Origin of the sequence: [Clostridium] saccharolyticum WM1, from assembly GCF_000144625.1 — a bacterium.
GTDB classification, from domain to species: Bacteria; Bacillota; Clostridia; order Lachnospirales; family Lachnospiraceae; genus Lacrimispora; species Lacrimispora saccharolytica.
The window spans coordinates 3,178,236-3,195,385 of record NC_014376.1; the positions used below are offsets into that span (position 1 = coordinate 3,178,236).

At 47.2% G+C, this 17,150-nt stretch carries 11 protein-coding genes; 1 reads left to right on the forward strand and 10 read right to left on the reverse strand.

Going from position 1 to position 17,150, the window contains the following annotated elements; translation table 11 throughout:
* Window positions 1-94: 94 nt before the first annotated feature.
* From CLOSA_RS14790 to uvrA, 4 genes are all read right to left on the reverse strand, one after another.
* Complete coding sequence (locus tag CLOSA_RS14790; RefSeq protein WP_013273570.1) at window positions 95-1,090, reverse strand: helix-turn-helix domain-containing protein; 996 nt, start codon at window positions 1,088-1,090, stop codon at window positions 95-97.
* A gap of 574 nt (window positions 1,091-1,664) precedes the next feature.
* Complete coding sequence (locus CLOSA_RS23705) at window positions 1,665-2,057, reverse strand: LysR family transcriptional regulator substrate-binding protein (RefSeq protein ID WP_081443040.1); 393 nt, start codon at window positions 2,055-2,057, stop codon at window positions 1,665-1,667.
* A gap of 58 nt (window positions 2,058-2,115) precedes the next feature.
* Entirely contained in the window at window positions 2,116-3,657 is a 1,542-nt protein-coding gene (guaA, locus tag CLOSA_RS14795) for a glutamine-hydrolyzing GMP synthase (protein ID WP_013273571.1), read from the reverse strand.
* A 355-nt stretch (window positions 3,658-4,012) separates the two neighbouring features.
* Window positions 4,013-6,838 (reverse strand): excinuclease ABC subunit UvrA, encoded by a 2,826-nt coding sequence (gene uvrA, locus CLOSA_RS14800; RefSeq protein ID WP_013273572.1) that lies wholly within the window; start codon window positions 6,836-6,838, stop codon window positions 4,013-4,015.
* 274 nt (window positions 6,839-7,112) lie between these two features.
* Between uvrA and CLOSA_RS21840 the strand changes: the two genes are divergently transcribed.
* Window positions 7,113-9,086 carry a YARHG domain-containing protein gene (locus CLOSA_RS21840; protein ID WP_013273573.1) on the forward strand — a complete coding sequence of 658 codons (1,974 nt, stop codon included), beginning with the start codon at window positions 7,113-7,115 and terminating at the stop codon, window positions 9,084-9,086.
* An 81-nt stretch (window positions 9,087-9,167) separates the two neighbouring features.
* Here the strand turns inward: CLOSA_RS21840 and CLOSA_RS14810 are convergent, their stop codons facing one another.
* From CLOSA_RS14810 to CLOSA_RS14835, 6 genes are all read right to left on the reverse strand, one after another.
* Window positions 9,168-10,097, reverse strand: a complete 930-nt coding sequence (locus CLOSA_RS14810; RefSeq protein ID WP_013273574.1) for a BadF/BadG/BcrA/BcrD ATPase family protein — start codon at window positions 10,095-10,097, stop codon at window positions 9,168-9,170.
* 35 nt (window positions 10,098-10,132) lie between these two features.
* Window positions 10,133-11,212 (reverse strand): SIS domain-containing protein, encoded by a 1,080-nt coding sequence (locus CLOSA_RS14815; protein ID WP_013273575.1) that lies wholly within the window; start codon window positions 11,210-11,212, stop codon window positions 10,133-10,135.
* Window positions 11,213-11,262: 50 nt separating this feature from the next.
* Window positions 11,263-13,665, reverse strand: a complete 2,403-nt coding sequence (locus tag CLOSA_RS14820) for a glycoside hydrolase family 9 protein (protein ID WP_013273576.1) — start codon at window positions 13,663-13,665, stop codon at window positions 11,263-11,265.
* 52 nt (window positions 13,666-13,717) lie between these two features.
* Entirely contained in the window at window positions 13,718-14,179 is a 462-nt protein-coding gene (locus CLOSA_RS14825; protein WP_013273577.1) for a RidA family protein, read from the reverse strand.
* Between the two features lie 242 nt (window positions 14,180-14,421).
* Window positions 14,422-16,029, reverse strand: coding sequence for an N-acyl-D-amino-acid deacylase family protein (locus CLOSA_RS14830; RefSeq protein WP_013273578.1), 1,608 nt, complete (start codon window positions 16,027-16,029; stop codon window positions 14,422-14,424).
* Window positions 16,026-17,147: an alanine racemase gene (locus tag CLOSA_RS14835; RefSeq protein ID WP_013273579.1), complete on the reverse strand. Its 1,122-nt coding sequence runs from the start codon at window positions 17,145-17,147 to the stop codon at window positions 16,026-16,028. Before CLOSA_RS14835 ends, CLOSA_RS14830 begins: the two co-directional genes overlap by 4 nt.
* Window positions 17,148-17,150 lie beyond the last annotated feature (3 nt).

Consider the following 17,150-nt stretch of genomic DNA (forward strand, 5'->3'; position numbering starts at 1 on the left):
AAGGGTAAAGCGGACCTGCGGACAAATTCTTTTCCATTAAATTATTGAAGATTTTAATGAAAATTCTATTTGCTAGCAGGTCCTTTATAAAGTCTTAATCCTTCATTTTCTTATTTTTAAGGGCAGCGGCAATCGCCTGAACAGCCACATACATGATTCCTGCGCAAGGCCAGATGATCCAGGTCTTTCCCCAATTTTTCGTTAAAAAGCTGATACCCAGATACACTGCAGTAATAGTACTCCAATAGATTGCATTTAAGTGCTCTGTCCGTTTCTTTTCCAGTTTTTTCTCGATCCCGTATTCCTCCTCTTGCAGCAGCATCTGAAAGCAGCCCTTTTTCTCTCCAGCAACTATAAATAAAAATACGGCACAGGCTATTATGACCAGCAGGACCTCTACACACATGACATATACAAAGTATGAACTGCCGAATGCAACAGCTATCAGCAAAGGCAAAGCGCATATAATACACAGGAAAACACCTGCCGCATTATAGATTCTATAGGTACCTTCATATTCTGCCATCCTTTTCCGCACAATCCCTTCCACCCCATATTCAAGGCGAAAGACTTCATTTTCCAAATATTCATAAGGCTGCATTTTCAATCCGTACGTAACAAAAAACACTGTGGCTATTCCAGCGATCAGCAGCAATACAACCACTCCAAATCCTCCTGCCATGCCTTCACTGATATAGTTCTCCTTGAATTCTGATAATCCTCCAAGAAAAATCAGAACCAGCGGAGACAAAATATAAGCTGCTACAGCAGAAGCCACTTTTTTTGCTCCCCGGATCTTGATCTCCATAAATTCATTGGCCGTTTCAAGGGAAACCATCTTATATTCCTCATCACGGTCAGACTCCTGCGTAACAGCTGTCGGAGCTGTCTCAATCTCTTCTTTTAATAAATAATCCGTGCTGACACCGAATACCTGGCTAAGCTTTAAAATACGTTCCAAATCAGGAATTGAAGTTCCAGACTCCCATTTGGATACAGACTGTCTTGATACCCCCATTTGATAAGCCAGCTCCTCCTGAGACCATCCTACCTTCTTACGCAATGCAGTAATTTTTTCTGCTAAAATCACAATGCACCATCCTCTCAAAATTTATTTATGCCATTCTATCTTCAAGTGACCTGCAAGAAACACCTATGTTCGCCTGGTGATATCCGACTGTCTGCATTATAGAATTTTTACCGGTTGACAACTACCAAGTGCGCTGTATATTTTGTCAACTGGTGGTTGCAGATCGTACAATGCCCTGGTATATACAGTTTTTTTCTATTATTATAATTTAAAAACAGTTATCAAGAATTTCTTCTTTTGATAAAGAAAAATGACAGATTAACTTTTTTGTTTCAACCGCCAGGTATATCTCCTCTCCCCTGACAAGGCAGGATTTTTCGGGTAAAATTTCCAAACGTACTCCTTTTAAAAGGGCATAGGCAAACATAAGGGAGGCGGAGGTCTCCAGATAATTTCCCTTCAGGCCGGGCAGCGCCGTCAGCGTGAACAGTTTGCGTTACCGTTCCGGTCCCAGACCTTTTGCATTGTTATCTATCATTGTTATCCTTCAAGTACATATGTAATAACTGCTATCTTAATTTCTTTTGTAAGGGGAAAGATTACCTTATTTCATATTAAATGTACAGTTTCTTTTTTATATGCGAGAGGCTTTTAATTCACAGAAAAGTTCATTATAAAACCGCTCAGAAGATTGATCTAACTGATCGTTTCTACGGATAATCCCTATAATTAAACCGAAATCTGTATTAGCTAAATTTCTTCTAACGGTCCTATCAGGCACTGGTTCTATCGCGGCTACAGGCAGAATTGAACAGCCTATACCAGCCTGAACAAATTGTATAATTGTCCTGCCATCATTTATTTGTATCATAGATTTTAGTGGTATGCCTGAAGAACTAAAATGCTTGTTAATCTCATTCCGATAAGAACAGTATGATTCCGCAAGAAGTAAATTCGTATTACTTAAATCATTCAGTGTAATCTTTTCTTTTTTAGAAGTGGAAAAAATAATGCAATCATTATGCATTCATAAAGAGAAAAGCCGCTAGGCCCTTGTGTTTAAGGGCTTTGCGGCTCTGCTCCAACTATTCAAATTCAATCGTAGCCGGCGGCTTCCCAGTACAATCATAAAGCACCCGGTTCACGCCTTTTACTTCATTCACAATCCTTCTGGTCACTGTCCCCAATACTTCCCAGGGCAGTTCTGCCGATTCAGCCGTCATAAAGTCAGAGGTAAGCACCGCTCTTAAGGCAATGGCATAATCATAAGTTCTTTCATCTCCCATGCAGCCAACAGAGCGCATATTGGTCAATGCCGCAAAATACTGTCCCAGTCCTTTATCAACACCAGCCTTGGCAATCTCTTCTCTGTAAATGGCATCCGCCTCCTGAACGATCCTTACCTTCTCAGGAGTGACAGCACCTATGATCCTGACCCCAAGTCCAGGACCCGGAAACGGCTGACGGTAAACCAGATACTCCGGAATGCCCAGCTCCAGGCCCGCCTTCCGTACTTCATCCTTAAAAAGAAGTCTCAAAGGCTCAATGATCTCTTTAAAATCCACATGCTCAGGGAGTCCTCCCACATTGTGATGGGACTTGATCACCGCTGACTTTCCAAGACCGGATTCGATTACGTCCGGATAAATGGTTCCTTGTACAAAGAAATCCACTTTTCCGATTTTCTTCGCCTCATCCTCGAAGACGCGGATAAATTCTTCGCCAATGATCTTACGTTTGGTTTCAGGATCTTCCACACCTGCCAGCTTGCCATAAAAACGGTCCTGAGCATTCACGCGGATAAAATTCAAATCATAAGGCCCAGCCGGTCCAAATACAGCTTCTACCTCGTCTCCCTCGTTTTTACGTAAAAGGCCGTGGTCAACAAACACACAGGTCAGCTGCTTTCCCACCGCTTTGGCCAGCATAACGGCAGCTACGGAAGAATCTACTCCGCCGGATAAAGCACATAGCACCTTGCCGTCTCCAACCTTTTCCCTGATGGTTGCAATGGAAGACTCCACAAAGGAATCCATCTTCCAGTCACCGGAACACTTGCAGACATTATATACAAAATTGGAAAGCATCTTAACACCTTCCTGGGTATGCATAACTTCAGGATGGAACTGTACTGCATAAAGGCCCCGCTCCTCCCATTCCATACCGGCAACCGGGCAAACGGGAGTATGGGCTGTGATGCGGAATCCTTCCGGAGCCTCCTCAATATAATCCGTATGACTCATCCAGCAGACGGTCTTGGAACTTACCTTTTCTAAAATCTTACTGTCAGCCTTCACGTCAACTTCCGTCTTTCCGTATTCACTGACAGGTGCTGTGGCAACCTTGCCGTCCAGCATATATGCCATTAACTGAGAACCATAGCAGATTCCCAGAATCGGGATTCCCATATCAAAGATTTCCTTCTCACAGCGAGGGGACTCCTCCTTATATACGCTGTTTGGGCCACCTGTAAAAATGATTCCTTTGGGATTCATTTCCTTAATCTTTTCCAATGACAGCGTGTAGGGATGGACCTCACAGTAAACGTTGCATTCTCTGACCCTTCTGGCAATCAACTGATTGTATTGTCCGCCGAAATCCAGAACGATAATCATTTCTCTCTTCACGGGTATTCCTCCTATTATAATCTTCAACAAATAAAGCTTTGGGTTCCATTATATTCTACTTCCAATGGCTTGACAAGCACTTTCTTGAAATCTTCCCAGCTGTCTATTCCTGATTCTTTCCTGGCTTTATCAAATGTCAATTCCACAAAAACAGGTGTCCTTATACGCAAAACAGGTGATCCATATACTTTCATTTACTATTTATTTAGAGCTGGCAGACTCCTCTTCTGCCAGCTCTTTTCCTGATCAGGATGCATTTTCCTGATCCAATCTTATTACTTCCTTCCGAATACTATTATGGCTACGATTCATCGTAAGAAAAGCCCGGTATCAGTATTCCATTCAGTCAACCGGTTTATTCCAAATACCGTTTCACATAATATCCGGTGTATGAAGACGGACATTCTGCCACTTCTTCCGGAGTGCCCTGGGCGATTACCGTACCGCCCTTTTCTCCTCCCTCAGGTCCGATGTCAATGAGGTAATCCGCAGTTTTAATCACATCTAAGTTATGTTCAATGACGATCACCGTATTGCCCCCTTCCGAAAGCTTGCGCAGGATCTCAATCAGCTTATGGACATCCGCAAAATGAAGGCCGGTAGTCGGCTCGTCCAAAATGTATATGGTCTTCCCGGTCCCCCGCTTGCTCAGCTCCGTCGCCAGCTTGATTCTCTGGGCTTCTCCTCCGGATAACTCCGTAGAAGGCTGTCCTAGCCGGATATAGGAAAGACCCACATCATTCAGGGTAGCGATTTTTCTTGCGATGGAAGGAACATTTTCAAAGAATTTCAAAGCTTCCTCCACCGTCATATTCAGGACATCATAAATGCTTTTTCCCTTATACCGGACATCCAGTGTCTCACGGTTATACCGTTTTCCACTGCAAACCTCGCAGGGGACATAGACATCCGGAAGGAAATGCATCTCGATCTTAATGATTCCGTCCCCGCTGCAGGCTTCGCAACGCCCGCCTTTTACATTAAAACTGAAACGTCCCTTGGAATACCCCTTTGCCTTGGCATCAGGAGTGGAAGCAAACAAATCCCGGATCAAATCGAAAACTCCTGTATAGGTTGCCGGATTGGACCTTGGAGTCCGTCCAATGGGTGACTGGTCAATGGCAATGATTTTATCAAGCTGCTCCGTTCCTTCCATCCCTTTATGCTTTCCGGGAATGATTCTGGCACGGTTCAGTTTCCTTGCCAGGGATTTATAAAGGATCTCATTGACCAGAGAGCTCTTACCGGAACCAGACACGCCGGTTACACAGGTCATGACTCCCAGAGGGAAGGTCACATCAATGTTTTTCAGATTGTTCTCTGCCGCCCCCCTCACGGTTAAATAGCCAGTGGGCTGCCTTCTTTCCTTTGGAACCGGAATTTTGATCCGGCCGCTTAAATAAGCTCCTGTAATGGAATCCTTATTCTTCATGATCTGCTTGGCATTTCCCACAGCTACCACGTTCCCGCCGTGTTCCCCTGCACCTGGACCGATATCCACAATGTAATCGGCAGCCATCATGGTATCCTCGTCATGCTCTACCACGATGACACTGTTTCCCAGATCACGAAGATGCAAAAGGGTCTTTAACAATTTATCATTATCTCTCTGATGAAGTCCGATGCTCGGCTCATCCAGAATATAAGCCACGCCAACCAGGCCGGAACCGATCTGGGTCGCCAGACGGATCCTCTGGGCCTCCCCGCCGGAAAGGGAACCTGTGGCACGGGTCAGGGTAAGATAGTCAAGACCAACGTCTATGAGGAAGGAGATCCTGGCCCGAATTTCCTTTAAGATCTGGTCCCCAATGGCGTGCTGCATCGGTGTCAGTTCCATCTCATCCATGAAATTACGGAACTTGACAATGGACATATTGGTTGCTTCGTATATATTCTTATCCCCTACGGTTACAGCCAGAGACTCTTTTTTCAGTCTCATCCCGCCGCAGGAAGGACAGGGGGTAATCCGCATAAAGGATTCATACTCTGCCTTGGAGGACTCGGAATAAGTTTCCCGGTATCTCCGGACAACATTCTGGACCAGACCCTCAAAGGCCACATCATAGATGCCTTCTCCCCGCTGCCCCTTATAATGGACCTTGACTTCCTTTCCATTGGTTCCGTTCATAAGAATATCATGAACTTCTTTTGGATAATCTTCAAACGGGGTATCCAGGCTAAATTTATACTCTTTGGCAAGCGCCTCTAAAACAGCTCTGGTATAGCTGCCCTTATCTGTACAGGACTGCCAGCCAAGCACAACAATGGCTCCCTGGTCAATGCTTAAGCTTTTATCCGGTATCATCAGGTCTTCATCAAATTCCATCTTATATCCAAGTCCGAAACAATCCGGGCAGGCACCGAACGGATTGTTAAAGGAAAAGCTTCTGGGCTCCACTTCATCAATGCTGATCCCGCAGTCCGGACAGGAAAAGCTCTGACTGAAGTTAATGGGCTGCCCGTCCACCACATCAACGGTCATCAGGCCGTTAGCCAGTTCCATGACTGTCTCAATGGAGTCGGTCAGACGCTTTTCGATGCCTTCCCTGATGGCTAGACGGTCCACCACCACCTCAATGTTATGCTTAATATTCTTATCCAGCTTGATCTCCTCAGAAAGCTCATAGAGATTCCCGTCAATGCGCACCCTTACGTATCCGCTCTTCCGGGCGTGCTCCATAACCTTTGCGTGCTCTCCCTTCCGTCCCCGGACAACAGGAGCCAGAAGCTGGATCTTGGTCCGCTCCGGCAGCTCCATGATCTGATCTACCATCTGGTCTATGGTCTGCCTGCGGATCTCCCGTCCGCATTTGGGACAGTGGGGAATGCCGATCCTGGCATATAAAAGCCTCATGTAATCATAGATCTCCGTAACCGTTCCCACCGTAGAACGGGGATTGCGGTTGGTAGACTTCTGGTCAATGGAAATCGCCGGCGACAGGCCTTCAATGCTTTCCACGTCAGGCTTCTCCATCTGCCCAAGGAACTGCCGGGCATAGGATGATAGGGACTCCATATAGCGTCTCTGTCCCTCGGCATAAATGGTATCAAAAGCCAGGGAAGACTTTCCCGAACCGCTGAGACCGGTCAAGACAACCAGCTCATTTCTCGGGATATCCAGGGAAATGTTCTTTAAGTTGTGCTCATTGGCACCTCTTATCTTAATATACTGTTTTGCCATACTGTACTCCTGTTATATAGTGAAATACTGAATCTGGAAACATTCGAATGCGGACTCTTTCAGCCCGCACCTCAGTTAATCAGCAACGATTTTTCTTATTATAGCATACTTTATTTTGCATTGCAAACATTTGTTCGATAATTATTGGTATCATGCATTTGTTACCTTAAGGGCCTCACAGCTCTTAAGTCCATCCGGATTTCATCAAAAAACTATTCCCGGAAAAAAAAGCATGGTATAATGATTATAAAACAAAAAAAAGGAATAAGAAAATATGAAATCACATCCATTGCTTCCAGCTGTGCTGCTTGCGCTCTCTTTGTCTGCTGTGGGATGCAGCATGACTTCCCGCATACAGGAGCCCCCTCCGCTGCCTGGGGAAACACTTCCCCGGACCGACAAAAATACGGAAACCTCCACCGATGACGGAGAACCTGGAGCAGAAGAAAAACATCTGGAAAACGTGACCGTAACACTCTGGTCCCGGCACAAATATGCAAAATATTCTGACAAGGGAACTCTGATTTGTCAGTGGAACAGCCGGGAGCCGGGAGTCTCGATCCCCGGTCATCCGGAGTCCCAGTATCTGATTAACCGGAGTCTGAGGGAAAATGACCAGGATTCCAGGCGATATGACTTTATTTATGATTCAGAAGAATACTTTTTTTCCTTGGCCGGGCAGGATGAAACCGAAGGGAAATCTGTTTTTACCTATGATTATGAGGTACTGAAAAACGACGGAAGAATTTTAAGCATCCGGCAGGATTATGTGGAAACAAGAGGGATCACAGACCCGGTTTCCCATACCTATCTTAATTCCTATGACGTGGAAACAGGAAGAAAAATCACTCTTTCAGCCCTTTCCGGCCGCCCGGAAGGCTTAAAGCTGGCTCTTGTCCGGGAATTAACCGGGCAGGCGGCGTCAGAGGATGACAAGGCTTCCCTTTCTTCTCAAATCATGTCCGGGGACCTGAATGATTTTGCACTTTTAAAAGAAGGGATCCTGATATATCATGATTCAAAGATAAACCGGTCCGATTCCACCCCAAAGGAAGAATATGTGATCCCCTACAGTCAGATAATGAATGAAATGAATGATTATGGGAAAGAACTCACAGCCATTGCCCGGAAAACCAGGGATGAGCCAACCCTGCAAAAAGGAGAGCCGGATTACATTTTTCCGGAAAGCAGTACGGAATATTTAACCGGAGCCGATTTACTTGAAGCAGATGCTTTTACTCTCAGAATAGCAAGGAATGAAATCTTCGCCCGGCATGGAAGAACGTTTGACACTTCAGACTTACAGGAATATTTCAGCCGGAAACCATGGTATCATGGCAATACCGACCCTTCCGCCTTTTCCGATGATGTGCTGTCGGAAACAGAAAAAAGAAACTTAAACCTGATCCGCACTGCGGAAGACCAGTTACAATCAAAAGAGATTTCCAACAGCGGTGTTACCCTGGCGCCTAACCAGGATTATCTCCTGGATTTAGATGGCGACGGTATATGCGAAACCGTTCGCTGGATTCCCATAAACGATTCCCCGGACTGGGCCTATACCGGCATGGAGCTTATTGTAAACGGGCAGAAGCAAACCTGTCTTCCCAAAGATATGCTGGGCAATATCAGGCTTACGGCTGTGGACCTGCAAAAGGAAGACTGTGAGATAGAACTTCATCTGGAAGTAACTAAGGATTCCGATACCCTTTCCTCCTTCAGTTTTTACCGGTACCGGAATGGCGGAATGGAACTGGTCGGTGAGCTGGCCGGTACCGTATGCGGCGGAAACGGATATTTATTCCGGGAAAATGGTTTAAGAGCGGAAGGTGACGGCATTCTTGCCGTAGCGTCAGACACTCCCTTTAAAGGATCCTCCTTTCAGTTCGGCTGTTACTATGTGGATCTTCTGTTTTCTTATGAGGATGGCAAATTTAAAGAAATTCCTCAGAATATTTATTTAAAAAAGGATTATGAACCGGTAACATCTGCATTTCTTCATCATAATCCCCAGAGCTTATACGTAGTGTCCCATCCCTTTGCTGCGGTCAGTTCTCTGGCCGGAACCGTCCCTGCTTTCACCGCCGTCCCAGGAGAAACCATATGCCCCATAGCCTGGGCTCTAAAGGACGGAAGCTCTTATGTGCTTGTCATGAATGAGGAAGGAACCTGCGGCTGGGTAAAGGAAATGCCCTGGGATGCGGATCCGGATACCGCTTATTATATTGCAGTCCCTGCCTGGGGATAAGCAGCCCCAGGTGACCGGACTTAATCCCTTAAAAAATAGTCCCCTGCGGCATATGCCGCAGAGGACCATAAAAACAATCATTTACACTTTTTCAGCACATCTAACAGCCACTTCAACCGCCACATCAAGAGCCCGCTTTTCCGGAATCTTTATATCCATATGGATGTAACTTTCCCTGACTGAATGGATCAGCCGTTCTCTAATATGGTCATTCTTTACAAGCACACTGCCCCACAGCCACAAATGGGCAGCCTGATCCTGCCTGATGTTCATTTTCCTGCAGGTATCCTTCACCAGATCAGCCAGAACCTCTGCGCTTTCCTTTATGATGGATATCCCAGCGGATTCCCCGGCTTCAAAGGAACAGGATGCCAAAGGTGCCAAAGCTCCGATTACAGCTTTATCCATGATATTGGCATTGATAAATCCATCCAGCCCGGATAAATCCCTGATCCCGGTCTGTCCGCAAAAGCCCCTGGAAAGGACCGGGCATTCCTCTCTTCCGTCCATATGGCCGCCTGCATGCTTCATGACATTTAGCCCAATGTGAAACGCACTCCCTTCATCACTGAGAATGTGTCCCCAGCCACCGGTCCTTACCACTCTCCCTGCTTCATCTTTTCCATAGCTGATGGATCCGGTCCCTGAAACAAGCACCAGGGTAGGCGCTTCTGACAAATTCAAAAATATTTCACAGTCATTTTGAACCATGACGGCATTTTCCCGGAAACCCATATTGATAAATGCCCTGCGGCAGGACTTCTCCAATTCCGGAGAGTCGATCCCGCTAGCCGCTATGCAGATGCCCCCGCAGTCCTGGGGCCTTAAGTGACGTTCCTCAAGTGCAGGGAGAACCAGCTTTCTGTACCGTTCCTCGCTTTTCCCGTCTCCATCTGTATTAATGCTGCAGCCCTGTCCGTACACTTCCCCCAGGGACTCTCCCTCCAGGCTTTGCAGTTTCATCCTTCCTGTGGTACCTCCAATATCCAGGCCCGCTATGTACCCTTCCATAATCTACCTTCCTTCCCTTAAACCCCGGTATCCAATCACTTGCTCTTTGTTCCAAGGCAATCGTAAAAATCATGGAATTTTGGCTTGTCACACTCAATGTCCCGGTCTTCAGAGCCAAAAGCACTTAAATACTGGAAAGCCGGCAGGATCTCAAAGGGTGTGGTATAGCTTGCCCCTCCCTTTTCCAGTTCCAGTAAGTTTGCTTTTGTCCTGATTCCTTTGACCGTAGAAATCACCCAGTCATCACAACCCTTTTCCTCACAGTAGGCGGTCAGCTTTTCCATCGTGGAGCAGTTAGCTTCCTCCGTCACCACGAACAAATTGCATATCCCTTCCTGAATGGTATTTTGTATTCCATGGGTATACTCCTCCACCTCATAAGAAAACACCGGTACATACCAGGTTTCCAGAAGCTTCAGGGCACCTTCCCTGGCCGCAAGACTGCTTTCCGGATCTGCGATCACAACTGCATGTTCATGCTTCCTGAAACGGGAAATATTCTCTTTATAATAGTTCTCGCACAAGGCAATGTTCGTCCTTGCAGCCATAATTCCCTTTCTAAAACCGGAAATAATGGTTTCAAACTCTTCCCTGGAAATCCGCTTTTCCTTCCCTGCCGCTTCCAGTGCCAGCAGCTCCAGTACCAATACCGTAGAAGTCATTCCCTTTGTTTTCGGCCCTACGGTTTCTTCCCCGCATGGGACAAGATAATGGAAGTCCACCAGCCTTGCCACCGGAGAAGCGGGATCTGCCGTGACCCCAGCCACAGCATATCCTGCTTTTTTCCATGCGCTTATGGCATTTATTGTGGAAACGCTTTTTCCTGACTGGGAGGAAGCGAGAACCAATGTTTTCCTCTTGTCATAGGACCCCCGGTATCTGATAGCTTCAGCAGGTGTCATCACCCTGCAGTCAAAGCCCGCCACATGGACGGCAAATTCTGCTGCGATCAGGGAAGCAATATAGGAACTCCCTGAACCAACAAAAATCAGGTGTTCCAAAGGCAGGTCTTTCCTGTCACGGAAAAAATCCTCTAAGACCTGTTCTCTGCTTCCAAGAATCTGCTCCCAAACCACAGGCTGTTCCTTGATGTAATGCAATAATTGTCTTGCCATTCGTTTATCCTCCGGTTTCCATACCTGGCCGAAAGGCTGCCGCCTGGCCCTTAAATCAAATCAGCGGCAACCCATAAAAAGCGTCCTGGCGGCGTTGTCCAAACCTCTCTGTAAGTAGCAATATTGGCAGGAGGCCAGTAAGGAATATCTTCATTTCCTCTGGTCTGGACACCTACCGGCATCTCTCCTACAGTTTCTCCCAGCAGAGCCGTATATTCCTGCCCATAATGGTTGCCCTCCCCATAGATCAGGGATTGGCCGAATGGGTTCTTTCCTAAAGTCCAGTAAAGCTGTTCCCTGGCAATTTCAATTAATTCCTGATCATTGAAATACATTCCTATGATAGAAGCCGATTTTCCCATGGACAACTGAATGGCTGAATTTCCCCGGTAAGAAAACCATACTGGAAATGTTCTTATGTAATATCCGCCTCCCAAGTCTACTCCATGCCTTAACTGATCCAAATAATTCACCCGTTCTCTATCATAATCCACTTTTGGGTGGACCACATGAAAGGCTTCCTGGTCCTCTGCCTCGCTGATGTGATGGATTCCCGCCGGCAGCATCCCATAGGGGGCCGTATACTTTTGAAGTCCCTTTAAATACTCTCCATGAAGCTTTAAGCTCTCTTCCCAAAGGTTCCTGTCTTTATGGTCATGCAGGGCACCGCACACCTCTGCCAGAGCCATGGCAAATACCTGATCCCTTGCCTGATGGGAAAAATGCACAATATGAGTCTTGGATTCATCCCTGTAGAAGAACCCCTTCATAGGCAGGTCATCCCTGGTCTCCTGGCAGGAAACTATTTTCTCTGCATACTGGGCGGCATGAGTATAAAAATAGCGGTCCTTTGTAATTTTATAAATTCTGGCTGCTGCCCATGCCGCAACGGCATAGTACTGGGAACGGCTGGAACCTGCCGTATGCTCCAGCAAATGATACGGGCCTTCCACGCCCACTTCCTGAAACCGCTTATGGGCAAACTGAAAATCTTCCCTGGCAGCTTCCACACATTTCCATGCAACTTCCCTGTCCAGCTCTTTAAAGGCTTCTCCTGCACCGGCTTCCACCGCGGCAAAAACAAAGTTTTCAAAGGACCGGTTATGGACATCTGCTTCGCAGTCATCCATATTGCCGATGAAATTGTCGGTCCACCTGCGAATGGCAGCATGAGATGCCCGGTACCCGTCACCAAAGCGCATGCGCAGCACAAAATCCAGTCCCCAGTTGGCCTCTTCCATCATCCTTCGGTATAGCATAGGATCAGAATCTTTCACTTTTCCTGCGGAAGCCATCATGGCATCTAAGATCTCTGCTGTCTGCATCGTCTGCTGGGATACATCCGCCGCATCGTGCCAGCCTCCCGCATACACCAGCTTCACCCCATTGTGTTCTGCAATCACATCCTGATGGCAGGTTCCATGGCAGTTGGGAACCGGGTAACCGCACCGCTCGCAATACAAAAAGTTAATCAGCTTCCATAACGTGCTTTCCAATACATCATTTCCTATGTGAAACCGTTCGCTTACCGTATTTCCAAACCGGATCCTGTATGCACCTTCGGTTTTCAGGTCCGAAAAATCCAATACGTTAAAGCTGCCCAGATGGTTTTCCACCAGCTTCATCTGCCCATGATATACCACCTTTTCCCCTGAATCCCGGCAGGATAAGTCCTCTTCTAAGCCACATTCTTCCTTTATGATTTCAAACGCTTTGGCTGAGGTATTGGCAATGGCTGTTTTTCTTCCATCCGTAAAGTATCCTGTTGTGGAAAATACTACATCCTCTTCCCCGCACTGCCAGCCGTGAACGACTTCCGGCTTTACCTCCTGAAGCTGAATATCGCAAAGTTCAAATCTCAAGTCATCGCCGGTGCTCACTTCTTTGCCATAACGGTGAATGTTAAATGAAATTTCTTCCATTGCATCATGGGCAATGGAATCGATCTCCCAGGTACAGGTATTCCATTCATTATTTTTCAGATTAATGGCATTAAAACCTTCTCTTGAATAGACATCCGGTATCTTGATTTCCCCATTATTGACAAAACCCACACGAATAATGGGACTGTGCAGGCCTGGGCATATGGGACGGATTTTAAACCATATCCTGTTTCCTTTTTCCAAATCAAGGCCCTTTACATTCAGCCTCGCAATGTAGCTTCCAAAGGTAGCATACAAACCTGCTGACGCATCGTTTGCCCTGACTTCATTTTCCGGCCAGTGGTCTGCCCGTGCCTTTGTTTCCAGGCTTAATATTTTTCCATCCGTTATCTGAACATCACCCTCACCGTCAAAGCTCCATGGTTCCAGGCTGGTCCCATCCCATAAACTCACTGAAGACAAAACCGGCTTTTGCAAATGATAGGTCTCCATGCTTTTGTCATATTCCGGTTTCAGTGGGTAATGTACATATAATGACTCTAATAATCTGTTTTTTAATTGCTGATCCATTTTCTGCCTCCTATGGAATCAAGATTTTTTTCCTTATCCTTCATCCAAATGACTATTCTTTGATTTCAAATATTGCTTCCGTTTCTACGGGAATATTCCCAGGCAATACGTTGACGCCAATGGCGGAACGGGCCGGTACATTCTCCTGGCCAAAAAGCGCTGCCAATAATTCACTTCCTCCGTTGGCCACTGCCGGCTGTTCGAGAAAGGTATCCGCACTAGCCACAAAGGTGAGAATTTTAACTGGACACTTCACCCGGTTCAAATCTCCGATCTTATCCTGCAATACTGCAAGAACATTTAACATGGCGTCTCTGGAAAATACTTTCCCTTCTTCCGTAGTAAAATCTTTCCCCAGTTTTCCGGAAATCCGGTCAGCCCCGATCACCGGCCCGCAGCCTGATATGTAAACCAATCCCTTGCCAAACTCCTGGCAAGGGGAATACACTCCGCCTTTTGGCGGAGCTGCCGGCAGCTCCAAATTAAGTTCCTTCAGTTTGTCATAAATATTCATGTCTGATTCCTTCTTTCCTTATTTTTGCCCATCTTCCCAGGGCATAGAGGGATCCCTGGAAGGGATTTCCTTATTTTTGCCCGTCTTCCCAGGGCATAGAGGGATCCCTGGAAGGGATTTCCTTATTTTTGCCCGTCTTCCCGGGGCATAGAGGGATCCCTGGAAGGGATTTCCTTCTGTTTATTCTTACGGGAGCAGCGAATCAAAGCCTTCTCCCCATACTCCAGGGGGAACCCCAGGAGTTATCTGTCCTTTCTTAACAGCTTCCCTCTGGTGCGGTCCACAAGGATGCCGTTTTCCAACACCCGTTTTCCACCCATAAGTACCAGATCCATACCCGTGCATGGATCATGTTTTCCAGTATAATCCGCATGATCTATGAATTTCTCCGGCTGGAAAACCAGTACATCTGCCTGATACCCTGGTTTTATAAATCCCCGGTCCTTGATACCCATCCGCTTTGCAGGAAGGCTGGTCATCTTCCTGATGGCCTGTTCCATGGACAGCACCCTGCGTTTTATGACAAAGTCATTTAGAAATCTGGCCGTTGTTCCAAGGAGGCGGGGATGAGCATTCTTTCCGTCGCCGCCGTACAGGGAATCGGAAATCAGCATGGTAAAGGGAAGTTTTGCCACAGAGTCCACATCCTCCTGTGACATGCTTAACACGATGATCCCCACTTTCCCGTTTTCCTCAGTAAGAAGATCGGCAACAAGATCCGAGGGTTCATCATATCCCAGCTTTACTGCCAGAGCACCAATGGTCTGTCCCTGCATAAAGGTGTTTTTTTCCAACGCAACGGAGCTGATGATGATCCGGTCCCAGCCAATGCTTTCCGCCATATTGTCCCAGCCAGGATGGACCTTGTTCAGCTCTGACTTAAGTTTCTCCTTCCCTTCCGGCACTGATAGGCTTTTCACCAGAGCCTCTAAGGTCTCTTTCATAACCGTGGGCGGAAGCAGGGACTGGAGAGTCGTGGAGCCGCCGTCATAAGGATAAAAATCCGCGGTGACATCCTGCCCGGATTCCCTTGCCTTTTCAATCTTACCAACCGCTTCAAATATCCTGTTGTTCCAGTTTTTAATTCCCGTTGACTTTAAATGACTGATATTTAAGGGTATCCCCGCTTTTGCCGCCACGTCGATCACTTCCTCCACCGATTCCACCAGGCTGTCTCCTTCTCCCCGGATGTGGGTACAGAGAATACCGCCGCTCCCGGCCGCTGCCTTTGCCACAGCCGTAAGCTCCTCCCGGCTGGAATAGCACTCCGGCTGATACATGATCCCCAGTGTAATCCCAAAGGCTCCCTGGGCCATTGCACTCTTCACATACTCCTGAGCCTTTTTAAGTTCTTCTTCCGTATATGCCTTGCTTCCAAAGCCCTTTATAGCCACCTTGATGCTGTCAGAGGCTGCAAAGAAGCCTATGTTGATAGGAAGTTCTGCTGCCTCCAGAGCTTTCCAATAATCCTCATACGTTTCAAAAGCAAGACCTTCTGGCACCTTTCCGATCACCGGCTCCAAATAATCATACAATTCCTTCCTGCATAAGGGAGTGGATGGCACAGGGGCAAGGCCGCAATTTCCCACAAAAGTGGAAGTAATTCCCTGGGCCAGCTCTATTTCCCCAAAATGGGGGTTTGTGAAAGGTGCAATATCACAATGCCGGTGGATATCAATAAAGCCGGGGGTTACGGCCTTTCCTGAAGCATCGGTCACCTGGGCACCTTCCTTTTCAATCTTCCGGGCAACTTCAACAATCTTTTCTCCATGGATCAGAATATCCCCCTGAAACGGCAGGCTTCCGCTTCCATCATAAATCAGCCCATTTTTGATCAGGATATCACTCATAGCAGCATTCCTCTTGCATCTACCTTCTGTTTTCTGAGGCAGCCGTTTTCCAGGAGGTATACGGAATTCTGCATGTTTACAGCCGTACATACATGAATCGGGATCAGGGACAGTACCTGCCCCACCTGCAGCCTGGTTTCACCGTTTGATGCCGTTATGATTCCATGTTCCTCATTCATCCTAGACAGTCTGAGATTGTCATCCCCTTCCACGACCGCATAACCCGGATAGTAAAACGGCGGCTGGCCCGGAACCACATCCGTGGGAAAGCATTTGGTTCCTCCGTCTACCACAGCATACTCTGAGTGCTGGCAGCTGACCACGGTTGCATAGAAACGGACGGCGATTTCATTGAGTTCGGCCACCTTTTCCTTTGTCAGCATAAAGTCGTCAAAAATGTAGGTGCCCGGACGAATCTCGTTTACCAGGCCGGTCTGAGCGACCAGAAGTCCTGTTGGGGAAGAGCCGGCACTGATGTCCTGTATCTCAACACCTGCTTCTTTCAGCATTCTGGCTGTTTCAGCCATCATGTTTCCTTCTTCTTGCGCCGCCAGAAGGTTATCCTCCGTAGGCTTTCCCGACAGAATGAGGCTCTTAAATGTAAATATACCGGTCAGATTTAAATGCTTCATTTCCTTAACTGCAAGTGCCAGCTCCACCGCCCGTTCCATGGGAACTCCCGTCCGTCCGGCTCCCGTATCGATTTCCATACGGACTTCCAAAACCACATCCCGGTCAGAAGCTGCCTGGTCCAGAGCTTTAGCACCTTCCAGGCTGTCAATGGCCAGGATGAGCCTTCGGATCCTTTCCGCCAGATCCATGGCCCTCCGGATCCGGAACCTTCCGATCATGGGGTATGCGATGAAGATGTCTTCCATGCCTCCATCTGCCATAACCTCTGCTTCACTTACCTTGGCGCAGGTGATCCCGCTTGCACCGGCCATTTCCTGCATTTGGGCAAATAAAGGCATTTTATGGGTCTTAATGTGAGGGCGCAGCCGGCAGCCGGCCTTATCAGCCGCATCCTGCATACGTCTGATGTTTTTCTCTGCCAGATCTACATCAATGACCAGGCAGGGCGTCTCTAACTGCTGAATCTGTTCCTGTGTGAGTTCCATCCT